This window comes from Photobacterium swingsii (assembly GCF_024346715.1).
Classification (GTDB): domain Bacteria; phylum Pseudomonadota; class Gammaproteobacteria; order Enterobacterales; family Vibrionaceae; genus Photobacterium; species Photobacterium swingsii.
Window position 1 is genome coordinate 138995 of record NZ_AP024853.1, and the last position, 15885, is coordinate 154879.

Annotated in this window: 16 protein-coding genes; 6 read left to right on the forward strand and 10 right to left on the reverse strand. The window is 41.6% G+C overall.

All coding sequences use genetic code 11. The annotated features are described in order from the left end of the window. Window positions 1-24: 24 nt before the first annotated feature. Genes OCU77_RS17995 through OCU77_RS18005 form a run of 3 tightly spaced genes read right to left on the reverse strand, consistent with a single transcriptional unit; the run spans window position 25 to window position 1618 of the window. A complete protein-coding gene (locus OCU77_RS17995) occupies window positions 25-468 on the reverse strand; it encodes a bifunctional diaminohydroxyphosphoribosylaminopyrimidine deaminase/5-amino-6-(5-phosphoribosylamino)uracil reductase RibD (RefSeq protein WP_048897721.1) in 444 nt (147 codons plus the stop codon). Next, entirely contained in the window at window positions 458-1024 is a 567-nt protein-coding gene (locus OCU77_RS18000) for a nucleotidyltransferase family protein (protein WP_107302677.1), read from the reverse strand. The genes OCU77_RS17995 and OCU77_RS18000 overlap by 11 nt, the downstream gene beginning before the upstream one ends. Before the next feature lie 9 nt (window positions 1025-1033). Beyond that, complete coding sequence (locus OCU77_RS18005) at window positions 1034-1618, reverse strand: hypothetical protein (protein WP_146156699.1); 585 nt, start codon at window positions 1616-1618, stop codon at window positions 1034-1036. Between OCU77_RS18005 and OCU77_RS18010 the strand changes: the two genes are divergently transcribed. Both OCU77_RS18010 and OCU77_RS18015 read left to right on the forward strand, forming a co-directional pair. Continuing rightward, window positions 1617-1886, forward strand: coding sequence for a hypothetical protein (locus OCU77_RS18010; RefSeq protein ID WP_146156698.1), 270 nt, complete (start codon window positions 1617-1619; stop codon window positions 1884-1886). The genes OCU77_RS18005 and OCU77_RS18010 overlap by 2 nt on opposite strands. A gap of 261 nt (window positions 1887-2147) precedes the next feature. After that, window positions 2148-3152: a linear amide C-N hydrolase gene (locus tag OCU77_RS18015; protein WP_048897723.1), complete on the forward strand. Its 1005-nt coding sequence runs from the start codon at window positions 2148-2150 to the stop codon at window positions 3150-3152. 103 nt (window positions 3153-3255) lie between these two features. On the opposite strand, the gene OCU77_RS18020 is transcribed toward OCU77_RS18015, so the two are convergent. Next, on the reverse strand, window positions 3256-3621 hold the full coding sequence (locus tag OCU77_RS18020; protein ID WP_048897724.1) for an MmcQ/YjbR family DNA-binding protein: 366 nt from the start codon (window positions 3619-3621) through the stop codon (window positions 3256-3258). A gap of 44 nt (window positions 3622-3665) precedes the next feature. Then, window positions 3666-4268 carry a GNAT family N-acetyltransferase gene (locus OCU77_RS18025; RefSeq protein WP_048897725.1) on the reverse strand — a complete coding sequence of 201 codons (603 nt, stop codon included), beginning with the start codon at window positions 4266-4268 and terminating at the stop codon, window positions 3666-3668. A gap of 234 nt (window positions 4269-4502) precedes the next feature. Between OCU77_RS18025 and OCU77_RS18030 the strand changes: the two genes are divergently transcribed. Further along, the gene (locus tag OCU77_RS18030) at window positions 4503-5012 is read left to right on the forward strand and encodes a MerR family transcriptional regulator (RefSeq protein WP_048897726.1); all 510 of its coding nucleotides are present in this window, start codon (window positions 4503-4505) and stop codon (window positions 5010-5012) included. Window positions 5013-5022: 10 nt separating this feature from the next. On the opposite strand, the gene OCU77_RS18035 is transcribed toward OCU77_RS18030, so the two are convergent. From OCU77_RS18035 to OCU77_RS18050, 4 genes are all read right to left on the reverse strand, one after another. After that, a complete protein-coding gene (locus OCU77_RS18035) occupies window positions 5023-5280 on the reverse strand; it encodes a hypothetical protein (RefSeq protein WP_048897727.1) in 258 nt (85 codons plus the stop codon). 257 nt (window positions 5281-5537) lie between these two features. Next, entirely contained in the window at window positions 5538-7103 is a 1566-nt protein-coding gene (locus tag OCU77_RS18040) for a methyl-accepting chemotaxis protein (protein WP_048897728.1), read from the reverse strand. Window positions 7104-7505: 402 nt separating this feature from the next. Then, a complete protein-coding gene (ygjK, locus tag OCU77_RS18045; RefSeq protein WP_048897729.1) occupies window positions 7506-10214 on the reverse strand; it encodes an alpha-glucosidase in 2709 nt (902 codons plus the stop codon). Between the two features lie 107 nt (window positions 10215-10321). Continuing rightward, complete coding sequence (locus OCU77_RS18050) at window positions 10322-11092, reverse strand: hypothetical protein (protein WP_048897730.1); 771 nt, start codon at window positions 11090-11092, stop codon at window positions 10322-10324. A gap of 761 nt (window positions 11093-11853) precedes the next feature. Between OCU77_RS18050 and OCU77_RS18055 the strand changes: the two genes are divergently transcribed. Together OCU77_RS18055 and OCU77_RS18060 are read left to right on the forward strand one after the other, a co-directional pair. Further along, window positions 11854-12489 carry a LysE family translocator gene (locus tag OCU77_RS18055; protein WP_048897731.1) on the forward strand — a complete coding sequence of 212 codons (636 nt, stop codon included), beginning with the start codon at window positions 11854-11856 and terminating at the stop codon, window positions 12487-12489. Window positions 12490-12595: 106 nt separating this feature from the next. Continuing rightward, window positions 12596-13051 carry a DUF302 domain-containing protein gene (locus OCU77_RS18060; protein ID WP_107302676.1) on the forward strand — a complete coding sequence of 152 codons (456 nt, stop codon included), beginning with the start codon at window positions 12596-12598 and terminating at the stop codon, window positions 13049-13051. A 41-nt stretch (window positions 13052-13092) separates the two neighbouring features. Here the strand turns inward: OCU77_RS18060 and melR are convergent, their stop codons facing one another. Continuing rightward, window positions 13093-14100, reverse strand: coding sequence for a transcriptional regulator MelR (melR, locus tag OCU77_RS18065; protein WP_048897732.1), 1008 nt, complete (start codon window positions 14098-14100; stop codon window positions 13093-13095). Window positions 14101-14436: 336 nt separating this feature from the next. On the opposite strand from melR, the gene melA reads away from it, so the two are divergent. Continuing rightward, window positions 14437-15789: an alpha-glucosidase/alpha-galactosidase gene (gene melA, locus OCU77_RS18070; RefSeq protein ID WP_048897733.1), complete on the forward strand. Its 1353-nt coding sequence runs from the start codon at window positions 14437-14439 to the stop codon at window positions 15787-15789. Window positions 15790-15885: the final 96 nt, after the last annotated feature.

The window sequence follows — 15885 nt, forward strand, 5'->3', positions numbered from 1 at the left end:
GCTTAACAAATGAATGCTTATTTATTAATTCTTAATGAGATATTGGTTAATAAATGCTTTTACTTGGCTTTCTGCTATGCCGACATCAACTTGAATGTTTGCTTTCTGAAGTCGAGCTAGGCCTTTTCCGCTGTTTCGCGGATCTGGATCGATAAGGGCAACAACCACACGCTTAAAACCTAAGGTCGCAAGGGTGTCAGCGCAAGCAGGTGTTCGTCCCACAAAAGAGCAGGGTTCAAGAGTGACATAAGCGGTTACATCACTAAAGTTGGCTGACGTATTCTCTAAGTATAACGCGATAGCATGTGCTTCAGCATGGTGCTGACCGGGTGGTTGCGTATAACCTTCGCTAATGATGCTCCCATTTTTTACCAGCACACAGCCAACGGGAGGGTTGGGGCGACATTGCGGTAGCGCTTGTCGTGATAGCTCAAGCGCCCGTAACATGTATTTTTTATCATAGTGCATCACTGAAACTTCCAATTGTGAGTTTAGGCCAATGGACTACCCATTGTTTTGCTTGGATTCGTTGCTCGAAGAGTGCGCGTGAACGCCTAGGATTATGGGTGATCTTGAGGTCAAATAAAGAATCTACACCAAAAGCACTTATCCCTTGGTAACCACCTCTGCCAGCTGTCGTTGGCACTTTTCTAATGGCAATGGCTGTTTCTTTTTCTGGCCAAAAACGCATGGCATCTAGTGTACTTAAATACGGGCGATCGCCATTATAGCCGTGCATCCTTGCTTGATTTCGCACTTGCCAATTTTGATTTGGCATCATGTCTGAGAGTTGTTGCTCAAGCGCAATATCTCTGCTTGGATCGCTTTCAGTTGGGTCGAAATAAATAACATCCAGATCATTGAGCGGGGTTGTTATCGGTTTTTCGGGATGCAGGTGATCCCAGACTAAATTTCGGACAAAGCCAGCGGCTAAATAACATTGTGGAAGTGCTAGTAGCGATACACAATGAAGCGCCTCTTGCCGTAATTGATCCTTTTCAATGAGTGTGATAATTCGCTGCATATTATTGACTCAATTTGTTATTTCTAGTTTTGCTTCTGCGTATTCTCTTAGTACTCGAGCATTATCGGCATATACATCATTGCCACACGCTATGCCATCGAAAGCGATAGAAGGGCTGGAGTAGAAGGGGTGTAATTCATCCGCGTAAGACATCACTGTGCCTTTACCTCCGCAGCGATAACCATAGGCGTATTGTTTTATTTTAGAATGGAGCCCAACAGGTAACCAAGTTGCTAAATCGAATAGGTAGCCTTCAGTCTGATCTGAGAGTGTATCGATATCGTGATTTGCCCATGCTAAGTGGCCTAATTCATGTTCTAACACGGTTTTGGGACAGTTTATATCTAGCACGAAAAATTGAGGATAGAGTGTAACGTCTGTTTGTCCGCATTTATCGGGATTGAACGTTGAATTCCGCGTGCTGAATACTACGCCGTAATAAGGGTATACGTGATGATGTGATTGGTTTTGCTGCAGCGATTTTATTCTATCTGGATAGTAATAGGCGAGGAGATCATGCACAGCATAGATATCTTGGAAGTTGATATCGAGTAATTCACTGATGTACACCACCTCTTTTAAGGTCCGTTTCATGGGAATGCAAGAATTACGCATGACGGTATTGGAATGTTCCAACCAACTCTTTATGTGGCCTTCAATAACAAAGGGGGCATATTGCGCCTTAATTGATTCGGTTAAAAACAAAGTGATAGGCGTTGTTAACACAGCTTCTGGTAAACAAGTGGGTGTAGTGAGTGGTTTATCCTCAGCGAACGAATTGAATGAAAACAGAGATAAAAAGATCGCAATATATTTCCCCAAACTCACGCTCCTTGTGAATATTTTGGTTATTAGTCCATAGAAACCAAAGAGATAGTAGCATAAAAAACCTTTCATATAGCAGAAGGTTTATATCGTAATAGTAAGGCCATAACGGTATGGCTTATATGCATTATTTATCCAAAATGAAGCTTTCATCCTGTAAGTCTGACTTACAGCTGCTTGTTGGTGCTGTTTTCATCAGGCGAGTAATATCAATGCCAACGAAACGGGGTACTCAACCAATATTCAACATTGAATATCTCACCGAGATAACCAGTCGAATTCTGATGAGGATAAGATTATGAAAGCATCAAAAACTATTATCGCGACGTTAATTGCAGCATCAACCATGGGTATGGCAAGCATAGCAACAGCATGTACATCGGCTATTTACAATAATGGTGATGTTAGCATGACAGTCCGTACTATGGATTGGACTGGTCAAGATCAAGCAGAAGTTGTCGGTAAAGGACGAGGTATTGAAAATCAGTATGCCGATACAAAAGATGGTGTCACAAGTAAATCTAAGTATGCCTCTATGCAGATTAAATCTTTTAACCCTGGGATTGTGGCTGAAGCGATGAATGAAAAAGGGCTTGTAGCGCGTATCTTGTATCTAGGTAAAGATTACACTGAGTTTCCAGCGGGTAAAGCTGGGGTTCCAGATGTGAGTGCAGGTGAAGTGCCACGCTTCGTGGTTGATAACTTTGCCACAACCGATGAAGCACTCGAAGCGCTGCGTAGCATTGATGTGATTGACCAGAAAATTTGTGATTTACCGGGTCATGCCAATGAATGTATTTCAGCCCCAGTTCATTATCAAATTACAGATGCATCGGGCAAGAGTGCGGTTATTGAGTATGTGAAGGGTGAGCAAAAAATCTATGAAGGCACGTATGAAACCGCGCCTGGTGTACAGTTCATGTCGAATGATCCTGAGTTCAGCACGCATTTAATCATGGACAAAGAGGGCACGAAAGCGGACGCCAGTATCCGTTCATACGACAGACGTCTTCGCGCCAAAGAAATTGTTGAAGACTTGTATGCTCGAGATGTCAAAGACCCAGCAAAAGCAGCACTGAGCATCAAAGCAGTTGCTAATAATGTGTTCTCTGGCTACGACCGTATCGACCCACATGTGAATGATGTATTCCCAACGTTATGGACAATTTACACCGACCAAGCGAACCAAACATGGACGCTAGATCGTGCCGATACATGGGAAATTGAACAGTACAACTTTACAATGTTTGATAATGCACAAGCTGCTGAAACCGTATTGGGACAAAACCCTAACGTAAAATAGGGCAGTATTTGTTAAGAAACTCTGTTTTCTCGCCGATAGCAACAAAAAGCCAGTGACGAATCACTGGCTTTTTACTGTACGAATAGCTGTTGAATGATAGCAATCACACTTGATTTAAGTTCAGCTCTTTTTGCAATTTCTTTGTCAGCCCTAAGGAAACAATTCGGTGAGACTCGGTCAGGTAATACATGAGTTCTTCATCCGTCTGCGCTGAACTTGCAAAGTGTTGTATCCATTTCATCCCGCGTGATGCAAAGTAAGGCGCTGGTTTATAACCGGGGTGCTCACTCAGGTAATGATAATTCTGATCAGACGTTTTAAATATAAAGGCAGGTGCATCGTCTGGTCCTAACCCGCCAATGGCAAAGACTTTTCCACCGACTTTCCATACGTGAGAGTTATTCCATTGCACAACATAGGTCGTTGCTGGTAATGCACGACAAAAAGCATTGTATTGGTCATAATCCATTGTTGATCCCTCGTGTGTATGCCAGCCGACAGTGGCCTTCTTTGTTATGAAGACAATTGAAGCTTGAATGTTAGGTTTGCTTTAACAGCGAGCCATTCGCTTTCAATGATAGAAAAAACAACCGTGTCTCGGTAACTACCATTTGGCATCTTTTGATGATTGCGAATAACTCCATCTTGCTTAGCACCTAAGCGTGCGATGGCATTACGTGAGGCTTGATTATGCCAGTGAGTGCAAAATTGAACCGCGATGGCAGATAAATTTTCGAAAGCATAAGTCAGTAATAGGTATTTGCACTCGGTGTTTACCGCTGTGCGTTGATAACGTTTTGCATACCATGTGTAACCTATTTCAACGCGATGATTCGTGCAATCAGCGTTGCAATAACGAGTCGTGCCTATAACCTCTTGAGTCTGATTATTGATAACGACAAAGGGTAGTGAACGGCCTTGTTTTTTTTCTGACAGCGCTGTTTCTATATAAGCATCAACCTTTTCCTCATTGGGTATGGATGTATACCATAAATTCCAAAGCTCACCATCAGATGCCGCTTGAACAAGCGCTTTAGCATGCTCTTTTTTCAGGGGCACTAGAGTAATATTGTTACCCTGTAACCTAATATCCGAAAGCCATGTTGTGTTTGGCATGAATAACAGCTCCTTGTTATATGTTTCCTTACTCATTAGATACACGGCGTTTATACCTAACCTAATGATTTTAAATTGTGAGTTAACACCATAGCGAAAGGCATCATAAAAGCAATGCTTCCGTGATCGGGTATGGTGAGTTGTTACCTTTGTAAGTTAATGGAGAAAGTTAGCCTTGACCCGTCTATAGGTTTAGGGTTGATATTACTCAGCCGGATAATAAATGGTGAATCTATGCTAACTGTAACTCAACTGGCTCGAAAGTGCGGGATTTCGCGCGCGACTATTCTTTATTACGAACGTGAAGAGATTTTGTTTCCCGCTTATCGTGCTGATAATGGCTATCGCTGGTATGGCGAAAAAGAAGTTGAACGCTTAAAAGCGATCACCTCATATCGGTCATACGGGCTGCCTGTTGCAAGTATTCGAACCTTGTTAGCTCAAAAGGGCAAGTCGCAAGCGCAAATTATGAAAGATCACTTTAATGAGCTTGAGCGAGAAATTCAGAACTTACGGGCGCAACAAAAGGCCATTGTTGGCTTGCTGCAGGAACCCGCTCTTTTAACCGATAATAAGGTTACCAAAGCGCGCTGGGTGAACATTATGAAAGCTGCGGGCTTTACTGAAGAAGATATGACAACGTGGCACAAAAAGTTTGAAGAGTTGGAGCCGACAGAACATCAACGTTTCTTGGAATCACTTGGGATTTCAGAGAATGAAATTGCCCGTATTAGGGGCAATTAGGTGTTTATCGTTAGTGGCGCAGCTGACGATAGAGCTTACAACCCACCGCGTAGCCAACAGCAAACAGCGTTATAAACAACATGGCAGAGATAAAATACGCAAGGTACTGAGAAATACCGAGTCCCCACACTAAGCTAAAGACCAAGCCTTGGTATGCTTCAAATGGCCACTCAATAACAGGGAAGTGTGAGCCTCCAGCCAATAATAAAATAAGACCCAAAACGGGAATTAAACCACCCAATATGCCACTGGTGAGCTGTTTATTCATGAATAGCTACTTACGTGAACCCTAAAATGTACAGTTATTGTGATTTTATATTGCCTGATACTCAAGTGTTTTATGCCTGTGTAGTTTTTATCTAAGTAAGGTTATTTTTATGGTGGTGGGAGTACGTTACTTGCAACGGCGAGAAAGTCTCTATAAGTAAAGCTCCGAGAGGAAAAGTACCTGGAGATAATATCTCTGGAGAAAAGCCTCCCGCGAAAACAAAAACGGGAGGCTGAAGTTTAAGTTACTGTTAATACTTACTGGTTGATTTTAAAAGCACCAACATGGTGATCGAGTGTTTTCGCTAGATCGGCCAGTTTTTGGCTAGAGAGTTCGAGCTCTTGGCTTGCTGTTAGCCCGAGTTTTACCGAGCTATCAACTGTATCCATATTTAGGTTGATCTCATTTGCCACGCTGGTTTGTTGTTCAGTCGCAGTGGCTACTTGGGTATTCATATCTAGTATTGCCATCACTTGTGCCGAAATGCTCTCTAGAGCCTGCTGGGCTTTTTCCGTCGCCTGTGAACCTTCAATGGTGAGTGACTTACTGCTATCCATCGCATCAACCGCATTCTTAGCTTCGTCTTGAAGCTGATCAATCATGGTTTGAATTTCATTTGTCGATTGTGCCGTTTTAGTGGCGAGGTTTCTTACTTCATCAGCAACAACAGCGAAGCCTCGTCCAGCTTCACCTGCGCGAGCGGCTTCAATTGCAGCATTGAGTGCCAAGAGGTTTGTTTGCTCTGAAATACCACGAATTACTTCTAGGATAGATCCAATAGACTGTGTTCTATCGGCAAGAGAGGTAATGACCCCTGAAGTATCATTGATTTGATTTGCAAGACTCGTGATTGTGCTGGTGGCTTCTTGCAATATCTTATGCCCATTCTGGGTTTCGATATTCGCTTTTTCAGCGGACTCGGCCGCACCACTCGCATTTTGGGAAATCTCTGCGATTGTTGCGATCATCTCGTTCATTGACGTAACAACTAACAATGACTGCTCGCTTTGATCTTGACCGCGTGCTAATGCCTGTTGGGATTGGCTACGTAGATCCGTTGCGGAATGACCCAGATCGACACCAGTATTTGCAACTTGTGCAATGATCTCATTAATTTTGATAACAAAAGTGTTAAAGGCGGTTGAGATATGGGCAATCTCGTCATTGCCATTAACAGGTAAGCGAATTGTTAGATCACCATCGCCTTTAGAGATGTTTTCTAGCGCGTGTTGTAAGCCTGAAAGTGGGCGTAGTAGTTTGCCTAATAGCCACATCAGTACACAGCCACAGATGAAGAAAATACCAAGAATAACCACGAGCTGACTCATTACGATGCCTTTAGCTGCGTCACTCACCTCTGTGATAGGAATACCGATATCAAATGTACCGTATAGTCCACCGTTGACATAAACAGGGGATAAAATGTCGTATACCCATACCTTTTGAACATCGGCATACCATTTCGAATACTGTGGTTTGCCGCGTGTCGCGCCATCAACGGTATAGCTATCGTTATAGACTTTATTGAGTTTTTCTATATCACTGTGCGCAATCGCCTGAACATTTTTATCAATAACAACGGCATAACTAATGTCTGAGCGACTATTTAGTGACAGTACAAATTGCTGTAAATCTTCGACAGGCTGTGAAGATGAACTCAAGATATATTCGACGTTTTTAGCCAGTAGCTCAGCTTGTGCTTGCGACTTTTTCAGTATGATTTTATCGATTTCTTGATGGGAGATATAAGATGTTGAAGAGACACTCGCTATCGCTGCAATTGCAAACATGATGCAAACTGCAATTAATATTATTTTTTTCATGAACCTAACCTGTTCCTTATGCTTTAGAAGCCATAAAAATCCTAACCAATATCATCACAACGTGTATTTCTAGGGAGTACCCAGTAGGTGCTTTGATTTATGTGTTTTATCTACACGCTGATTTAAGCTTGGAATGATACACGTCATGATGTCATATCACTCTTACGCATATTAAAAAGGTTGATATGGTTCAATATATAAAGTTGTCAGCAACAATATGCGTTTAAGGTAAGGTTGGTTTTGCTTGTTATCTATACAATTAGCTGTGAGTCACAAAAGGGGAATGGACTACGAAGAAAAGCCGACACGAATGAACCAGCGTCGGCTTTGGTTTGTATCATTTAGGCTGTTAGGTTAGGGGGGATCTAAAGCCCATGATATTGGTTGATCTATAGTGAATACTTATTTGGTGAAGAAAACGTTATACATCATGTATAAGTGAGCGGCAGACCAAGAGAAGTTCGATGCACCTTGTACCGCGCCCGTTTCTGGGTTGTAGTTTTCACGAATCGGCATGTTGCCTGTCATCCCTTCCGCGTTATTAAATAGTTCGTTGGCCATCGTAATCGCTTCTTGTTTATAACCATAGTTATCCATAGCGCGGAAGCCAAAGTACACTTGGTCTAGCCATACACGCCCACGCCAGTATACATCCTTGCCGTAAGCTGGGTTTGTTTGTGAAGCAGTTGGTAAAGGCACCCCTTTATTTTGGAATTTATCTGGCGTATTGAATTCGTCTTGATCACGCATCACCGCAATAACTTTATCGGCATGGTCTTGTGTAGCTGCACCATTGAAGAGGGGCGACCAGCCTTCAGGGCCTCGGCCACGAGCAACAATAGGTTCGCCTGCACAGCCATTGGCTAATGGGGCTGGGGTTGTACCATCTGCTTCAACATTAAGATGAATGTCGTAGAAGAAGCCAGTACCCTCATCAAACATACATTGGTTAATGTAGGTTTTAATTTTACTTGCACCATCTAAGAACTCTTGCGCTCGATCTTTACCTACGATGCCATCAGACACTAAGCCAGCCATTTCAGCGAGGTACTTGTTGTCTGAGTACATGTAAGAGGCTTGATCGACAGATTCTTGCAGCATGGAGAAGCCAAGTAGTTGACCTGCTGGATCGTTCTTATTGGCACGGTTCTCTGCAAAGCGTACTTCCCAATCTTTCTTCGCCAGTTTGAGTTTAGCTAGGTTAGCCGCATCTTTATTGGTGTAATCCCATGCGCCATTAGTTAACGCCATGCTGTTATCAAAACCATGCGCAGTGGCGGCATAGCGGCCTAGCTGATCAACATTCTTGTCAGGGTTATTGATGTCAGTCGCTTGTTTGTTCATGTCATGAATATTGTAGATAAAGCCGAAGCGCGCAGCGTTATCCATACCTGATTCCCAACCTGCCGCTTCTTGTGCGCCCACTTCAAGGTTCATGTAATCAACCTGATCCAGAATCTTGTTGTAAGAAGCCATACCTTTCACTTGATAGTGGTCACCGTCTTTTTTGATGATGTCTTCGGCAGGAATAATCGTTGTGAAGTTAGGATCTTTAGTTTCTACCCATACGTACATTATGCCTTCAGGTGTATTATGGGCAGGATCAACCGCCGCACCGTACTCAGGGACACCATTTTGGTTGTGGTCGCGGTTCGATAGCCACCAATCATGGTATGCCACTAGTTTTGGATAGATCTCATCAATGAAAGCTTGCGCATCTTGTTTACGGTCAAAGTCATTTGCCAACGCATGGTAAACCTCCATGACAGACCAAGCGGCTAGCGATGGTTTAGTATTGCGCTCGTTCCAGTTTTCAGAGCCTGCACCACCACGTGTCGTTGGTTTGGTGTAGGTCAATACATCAAGTAAGTAACCTTTATCTTGTGGGCGAATTTTATCGTTAGCTTGAATTTGCTCTTGGAAAACAGTTCGAATGTTATCCATGGCAACATCTGGGTTAAAGTGAGCCATCGCATACGCTTGTTTCCATGAATCCCAAGGCCAGGTTAAGTTACCAGAGAACCAGCGAGCAGTGACGGAAGGTGTCACCGTTGCTTGCTTAATATCACCCGCCGCTGAACGCCAGTTACCATTTAGGGTCATCATGGCTTTTACTGCGACACGGGCTTGCTCTGGTGTTGCATCTTTATTGGTTAACCCATTGGTTAAATAACCATCCCAACGTTTTTTTGAAGCATTCATGTAGCTAGTGGGTGTTGCCAAAACGTCTTGAAGTTTAACGATCTCAGATGCGACTTCTTTAGCATTGTGCAAGTTAGAGTAGGCGGTATAGAAAGTGGTTGTTTTTTTAGATGGCACCTGTGTTTCAGAGTAAGACGTAAATGATGTCTCATTGGCGATAGTACGCGTTTTTAACGACCGTGTAATACGGAACTCGGCATCAGCATCGCTACGAATTGCCCAGTTGTTTTTCATATCACCGAAATTAATTTTGATGCCATTATCAATCGCCGAAATTTGGCGTTTGTATTCTGGGTAGTATTCAGCAACCGTTTTATTTTCATACTTTTCACCAGAACGCGCGTATTTAACTAGTTCGCCATCCCACTCTAGTGAAAGATCCATGTCATTCTTGGTCAAGTTGGTGATCTTAGTTTCAACCAACGAAGAGCGATTAGTGACAAAGCGTAGAACCATTTGGACATGAATGTCATCCAATTCTAATACTTGAACTAAAGCGCCGGGAATGGAATAAACCTTCGCTTTAGCATTCGACAGGTTATAGGTTGTTCCTGTGTTTTTATCTGTAATTGTGAGTTTGTCGAATGTTTCACCAGACATGAAATGTGCATATTCCTGCGTCACTTGCATGATGCCACCAAAAGTGCCGTAACCAGCAGCATCTTCAGGCAGTAAGTGACCATGCCATGCGCCATTATCAATTAATGCATTGTATTTTAGGTTCGAGTAAACATCGTAATCACGAAGATGTGTTGGATTGCCCGTACGATCGATGACATTGGTAAATTCAGATGTAGGTGCAACAGGTAGAGTGAAGCCGCTACCGCTGTTATCATCGTTACTAGAATTACAGCCAGAAAGTAAAATTGAAGCCCCGATTACAATAGCAAGTGTGCTTTTATTAAACATACTATTTTCCTATTATTTACGTTATAATTTTTGCTTAGATAAATAAGCGAATTTTAAGTGTGAGAATCCATCCAGAGTAAATAGGATTCTCTTTATTTTTTATATTTTTATTCTAATTCTTTGGCGAACGAAATTGCTTTTAGTAATTCACCATCTACATTAGGGATAGTGTCAGATAGAAATATCTGATTACCTGGAGTAAATGTCATAAGTACATTTTTCAATGTTTCTTTGTTTTCACCCATTTTATTTTGAACATCAAATTCTATAAGTTTGTTATATACCTCCGTAGCGAGTTTTTCCTCTTGATCTTCTGTAATTGCAATTCTTCCAATACAAATAGGAGGACGTATTTTATGGCTAAATGATTCTTTACGAAATCTTTCGGCAAATAATGTATCTAGCTTTGAGCCTTCTTCAAAAATAAAACGCCCTTTATCTTTAAACTGGTACTGGTGTTCACCTTTAAGCACTACGTAGTCCATCATTTCTAATGCCCGCAAGTATAGGGTTATAGAAGTTGAACTCAGGGTGTACTTTTGGGTGATCTCTTCCAATGTCCACTCATTACGACGAAGTAAATATAAAAAGTCGAAAAGGTGAGGAAACTGATGGAAAATATCACTATTCACATCTGTTATAAACTGTTCGTTTTCAAGCTGTAACTGCCGGCCTCGTTGCGATAGTTCAACCAGATCGGTATCTAAATGACTCGCATAATAGAGTATCTTATCAAGCCCTAATGCAGTGTTATGCAGCTGTCTTTTTATTGTCGAAAGGGGGATCCCCGTACCAATCGATAGTTCAGCATAACAAATTCCTTTTTCTTTAATTTTTTCTCTTAACGCAGCGAGCAAGTACGTTGCGGAGTTATTCATTTACTATGCCTGTTTCTTATCTATTTCGTCCTTGGTGTTATCACAAGATATCCTTATTCTTGTGATCTTGATTCAAATTTTAATTATGAGGGTGTATATAACTATTTATCGATAAGCTGGATTATAAGTTTTAATTTCTAATCGATTACATTAAAACTTTATCGTATATATGCCGCTCTTAGTTAACGAAGGTGAGTATAGTTGTTTTAATGGCTTTTATTAAGGGGGATGTACCGTAAATCTACTGTTTTATCGCTGAGGTATAAATATGAAAACTTGAGTATCAATAATTTGAACTTTCAAAAATAGTAAAGTGTCACTTCACATTAGTAATGATAAATACTGGATTTTCCTTGTTGTTTTCATTCGTAAATTGAATGTTAATAACTTCGTGGTGAGGCGTTAATTTTCACTTTGTGTTATTGAATCGAAATCATATTATATTGGTCTTTTATAAGATACTAGATGTTTTAATTAACAATTGATAATAATACGATTGAGTAAAAGCAAAAAATGGTATGCCCGCTTTTAGCATCATAAAATACTCATAGAGTAAATTAATAATCGCGTTGTTTTTTATATTCGTGACTTGTAATGAATGAGTACGTTTATTCAACAACTTAGCTTTGTTCTATAAAAAGGCAAGCAATATGAGGTGAGTGGCATATTGGTGTGTATTCAGGCGCTATTGACGCTTGCTAATCAGTTCATTTGGCGGTATTGATGTTGAAATATGACACACAGCATCAAGATGAAAAGATATGGATATCCTAAACGTTGAGGCATTTCTAATTGCCATCACCATTTTAACGCTGACTCCAGGGTTAGATACCGCATTGGTCATTCGTAACACCAGCCGCTCGGGGTTGGCCGACGGTTGCATGACAAGTTTTGGTATTTGTAGTGGGCTTTTTGTCCATGCTTTTTTTTCTGCAGTTGGAATTTCTGCTATTTTGGCGCAATCAGCAGAACTATTTCAGATGGTCAAGATGGTGGGGGCTACATACCTGATTTGGTTAGGGGTAAGTAGTTTACGGGCTATGGTGAAAAATAAAGGATGCATTGAAATTGGGGAGTTGGTACAAGGCACTTATAGCGCGAAACGGTCTTTGCGTGAAGGCTTCTTGTCGAATGTTTTAAACCCTAAAACAGCGGTATTCTATCTTGCGTTTCTTCCCCAGTTTGTAAACCCAGAAGGATCACCCTTATGGCAGTCAATGCTAATGGCTTCGATTCACTTCATTATTGCTATGGTATGGCAATGTGGCTTGGCTAGTATATTGAACTCAGCCAAAAACCTTCTTAAAAATGCACGCTTTATGCACTGGATGGAAGGTGTCACAGCTGTGGTGTTAGTGGGGCTTGGCATTAAATTGTTAATGGAAGAATCGCCATAAACCATAGTGCTTTTGCTCACTGCATGATTTGACTTTGGTTATTTAATCGTTCGCTTCTATGCTTTCACTATTCTTTATAATTCATCATTTGAGATATGGAGGCTGTATGCTGGTGAAATACTTTCTAGGTGGCGTACTTGCTCTAGTGCTAACGACAACCGCAAATGCTGATAATGGACTAATTATGCTTAAAAGTGGTTTCAGCGTGGATGAAACTGCCGATAGGTTCGAGAGCGTCGCGCAAGAAAAGGGGATGATTATTTTTGCTCGTATCGATCATGCCAAAAGAGCTGAAAAGGTTGGGGTAAAGTTACGTCCAACTCAGTTAGTGATCTTTGGTAATCCTAAAGTAGGCTCACCTTTGATGGCATGTAGTCAAAGTGTTGCCATTGATTTACCCCAGAAAGTGGTAGTCAGTGAAGATGAAAACCAACAGGTGTGGTTAACCTACAATGATCCGCAATACTTGCAAACCAGACACAATATTGAAGGATGTGATGCTGTAATTGAAAAAATCACTAAGGCGCTGGCTAGCTTTTCTCAATCTGCAACACAGCCTTGATGACTACTTGTTTCATCGTAAGAAATAAATTCTTAATGGTATTATAACGATTTTGATACACCAACCGGTCGCTTACCATCGCAGGCCCCTTTTTCTAGCTGATGAATAGGACTACTGTCTTTTAATGCCCAGCGGTGATCGTTGCGGCTGAGTTTTCGGTACTGAGTTGGCGTTACACCAAGATAGCTCTGAAAGGTTTGGTAAAAACGACTGCTTGAATTAAAACCTACGGTCAGTGAAATATCTAAGATTGTCTTTTCAGTATCACTTAATAGTGCGCGTGCATGGTTAATACGCATGGCGGTAATGTATTGTTTGATAGTCAGCTGCATCATGCGCTGGAAAATTCCCATCGCATAGTTGGCATGTAATCCAACATGCTCAGCAATTTGCTTTACTGTTAGCGGCGTATCATGGTGTGTCGCTATGTATTCAAGCATTTGACTGACATAAAACTGCGAATGCTTAGAGACGCCATTTTGTGTCGGTTTATCTGTTCGGCTCGTTAATACTTGTGACCAGCCATCGAGGCATATTCGCTTTAGCATTAAGCTGATTTCATCAGCAGCAAGTTGTTGGCGGCTCTCGGTTAAATGCATCATTTCATTTTCCCATCGAGCGATTTCAAATTCGCTAACTAATGAAGGAGCATCTGAGTGTAATACCGCACCATGCGTAATTTGATTAACGAACTCTCTATTTAACGGCCAAGATAAAAAGTGATGGATAGGGATATTAATGATCCCCATATTTCGACACTCACCAATATTCGTTAAGCGGTGCGGAACTGAAGCCCAAAATAAACCAATATGCCCATCTTTAAGTAATACTGGGCTGCCATTCACTATGTACTCCACATCCCCACCAAATGGAATGTTTACTTCTACTTGCCCGTGCCAGTGGTAGCCAGGCATGTCATGCGGTCGTCTAAGCTCAATGTCTATCTTCTCATACGAGGAATAGAGCGACAGCGGGCTGACAGAAACACTTTCTGTTGAGTAGTTTTCCTGCGGAGAGATAAGCAGGGCTTCTTTATCATGTGGCTTCATGTCAGTGAGCTCTTTAGAGAATGGTATGCTTTGGCTTTTCTATCAGACTCTTCCATTTCTTTCAGGATAAGTATCACATACTGATTATTTCCATTAGGTATAAATGGTAAGGCGAGAGATAGCTAACAGTTTCATATTTTTTATTGTTTAGGCCTCCGAAAACATCACTAAATTACACCATTTTGTCCTGTTTTCTCATATTTTACGCCAGCTGAAACTAAATAGGAGAAAACAGGATAGCGACATCATTTAGCGAGACGAAAAGTTAATGTGAAGGCGTGTAATGTTTCATCATCACATAACTATTGTTACTTGAGATTGAAGGATATAAATCGCATGAACACGCCAAAGATCACTTTCATTGGAGCTGGCTCAACCATTTTCGTTAAGAATATTCTTGGCGATGTTTTCCATAAACCAGCACTTAAACATGCACAAATAGCGTTAATGGATATTGATGAGACTCGCTTAGCGGAATCTCAAATCGTTGTTAGTAAACTAATGGAATCAGCGGGGGCTGAAGGCACCATCACTTGTCACCTTGATCAAAAAGAAGCGTTACAAGGTGCGGATTTTGTTGTAGTTGCTTTTCAAATTGGAGGTTACGAACCATGTACTGTGACAGATTTTGAAGTCTGTAAACGTCATGGCTTAGAGCAAACAATTGCTGATACCTTAGGTCCTGGCGGTATTATGCGTTCGTTACGTACTATCCCGCATTTATGGCAGATTTGTGAAGATATGACTGAAATTTGCCCAGATGCGACCATGCTGAATTACGTAAACCCTATGGCGATGAATACATGGGCTATGTACGCGAAATACCCTAACATCAAGCAAGTTGGCCTTTGCCATTCAGTGCAAGGTACGGCAGAAGAGTTGGCGCGTGATTTGGAGATCGATTACCGTGATTTACGCTTTACTTGTGCGGGTATCAATCACATGGCGTACTACCTCACACTAGAAAAGAAAACAGAGCAGGGCGAGTACCTTGATATTTATCCTGATCTTTTAGCTGCGTTTGAAAGTGGTAAAGCACCTAAGCCCGGTATTCACCACGCGGGTCGTTGCGTAAATTTAGTCCGTTATGAAATGTTTAAAAAGCTCGGTTACTTTGTTACTGAGTCATCAGAGCACTTTTCTGAATACACGCCATATTTCATTAAGCCAAATCGCCCAGATCTGATCGAACGTTATAAAGTGCCGCTAGATGAATACCCAAAACGTTGTGTTGAGCAAATCGCAGCGTGGAAACACGATTTGGAAGATTTTAAAAATGCAGATCGTATTGAAGTAAAAGAGTCGCATGAGTACGCCAGTATCATCATGAATGCGATTTGGGCGGGTGTCCCAAGCGTGATTTACGGCAACGTAAAAAATGATGGCCTGATTGATAACTTGCCCCAAGGCTGCTGCGTGGAAGTGGCATGTTTAGTCGATGCCAATGGTATTCAACCGACTAAAGTTGGGCAATTGCCAAGTCACTTGGCGGCATTAATGCAAACTAATGTGAATGTACAAACCTTACTGACGGAAGCCATTCTGACAGAGAACCGCGACCGTATTTACCATGCTGCAATGTTAGATCCACACACAGCTGCAGTGCTTGGCATTGATGAAATTTATGCGCTCGTTGATGATCTGATTGCTGCGCATGAAGGTTGGTTGCCTGCTTGGGTACACCAATAAAATTAGTGTGGTATATGAGTCTATGCCTAGCCAATACAGGGCAAAGGCGAAGCAGTAATACCTTAAAAATAATAATTACCAACCATTATCAATATT

What these genes read in the sequence shown, in the direction of transcription:
- OCU77_RS18005 (WP_146156699.1), bottom strand. Translation starts at nt 1,618, where the DNA reads ATGAAACGGACCTTAAAAGAGGTGGTGTACATCAGTGAATTACTCGAT.
- OCU77_RS18030 (WP_048897726.1), top strand. Translation starts at nt 4,503, where the DNA reads ATGCTAACTGTAACTCAACTGGCTCGAAAGTGCGGGATTTCGCGCGCG.
- OCU77_RS18025 (WP_048897725.1), bottom strand. Translation starts at nt 4,268, where the DNA reads ATGCCAAACACAACATGGCTTTCGGATATTAGGTTACAGGGTAACAAT.
- OCU77_RS18010 (WP_146156698.1), top strand. Translation starts at nt 1,617, where the DNA reads ATGGGAATGCAAGAATTACGCATGACGGTATTGGAATGTTCCAACCAA.
- OCU77_RS18055 (WP_048897731.1), top strand. Translation starts at nt 11,854, where the DNA reads ATGGATATCCTAAACGTTGAGGCATTTCTAATTGCCATCACCATTTTA.
- OCU77_RS18035 (WP_048897727.1), bottom strand. Translation starts at nt 5,280, where the DNA reads ATGAATAAACAGCTCACCAGTGGCATATTGGGTGGTTTAATTCCCGTT.
- ygjK (WP_048897729.1), bottom strand. Translation starts at nt 10,214, where the DNA reads ATGTTTAATAAAAGCACACTTGCTATTGTAATCGGGGCTTCAATTTTA.
- melR (WP_048897732.1), bottom strand. Translation starts at nt 14,100, where the DNA reads ATGAAGCCACATGATAAAGAAGCCCTGCTTATCTCTCCGCAGGAAAAC.
- OCU77_RS18000 (WP_107302677.1), bottom strand. Translation starts at nt 1,024, where the DNA reads ATGCAGCGAATTATCACACTCATTGAAAAGGATCAATTACGGCAAGAG.
- OCU77_RS18060 (WP_107302676.1), top strand. Translation starts at nt 12,596, where the DNA reads ATGCTGGTGAAATACTTTCTAGGTGGCGTACTTGCTCTAGTGCTAACG.
- melA (WP_048897733.1), top strand. Translation starts at nt 14,437, where the DNA reads ATGAACACGCCAAAGATCACTTTCATTGGAGCTGGCTCAACCATTTTC.
- OCU77_RS18040 (WP_048897728.1), bottom strand. Translation starts at nt 7,103, where the DNA reads ATGAAAAAAATAATATTAATTGCAGTTTGCATCATGTTTGCAATTGCA.
- OCU77_RS18020 (WP_048897724.1), bottom strand. Translation starts at nt 3,621, where the DNA reads ATGGATTATGACCAATACAATGCTTTTTGTCGTGCATTACCAGCAACG.
- OCU77_RS18050 (WP_048897730.1), bottom strand. Translation starts at nt 11,092, where the DNA reads ATGAATAACTCCGCAACGTACTTGCTCGCTGCGTTAAGAGAAAAAATT.
- OCU77_RS18015 (WP_048897723.1), top strand. Translation starts at nt 2,148, where the DNA reads ATGAAAGCATCAAAAACTATTATCGCGACGTTAATTGCAGCATCAACC.
- OCU77_RS17995 (WP_048897721.1), bottom strand. Translation starts at nt 468, where the DNA reads ATGCACTATGATAAAAAATACATGTTACGGGCGCTTGAGCTATCACGA.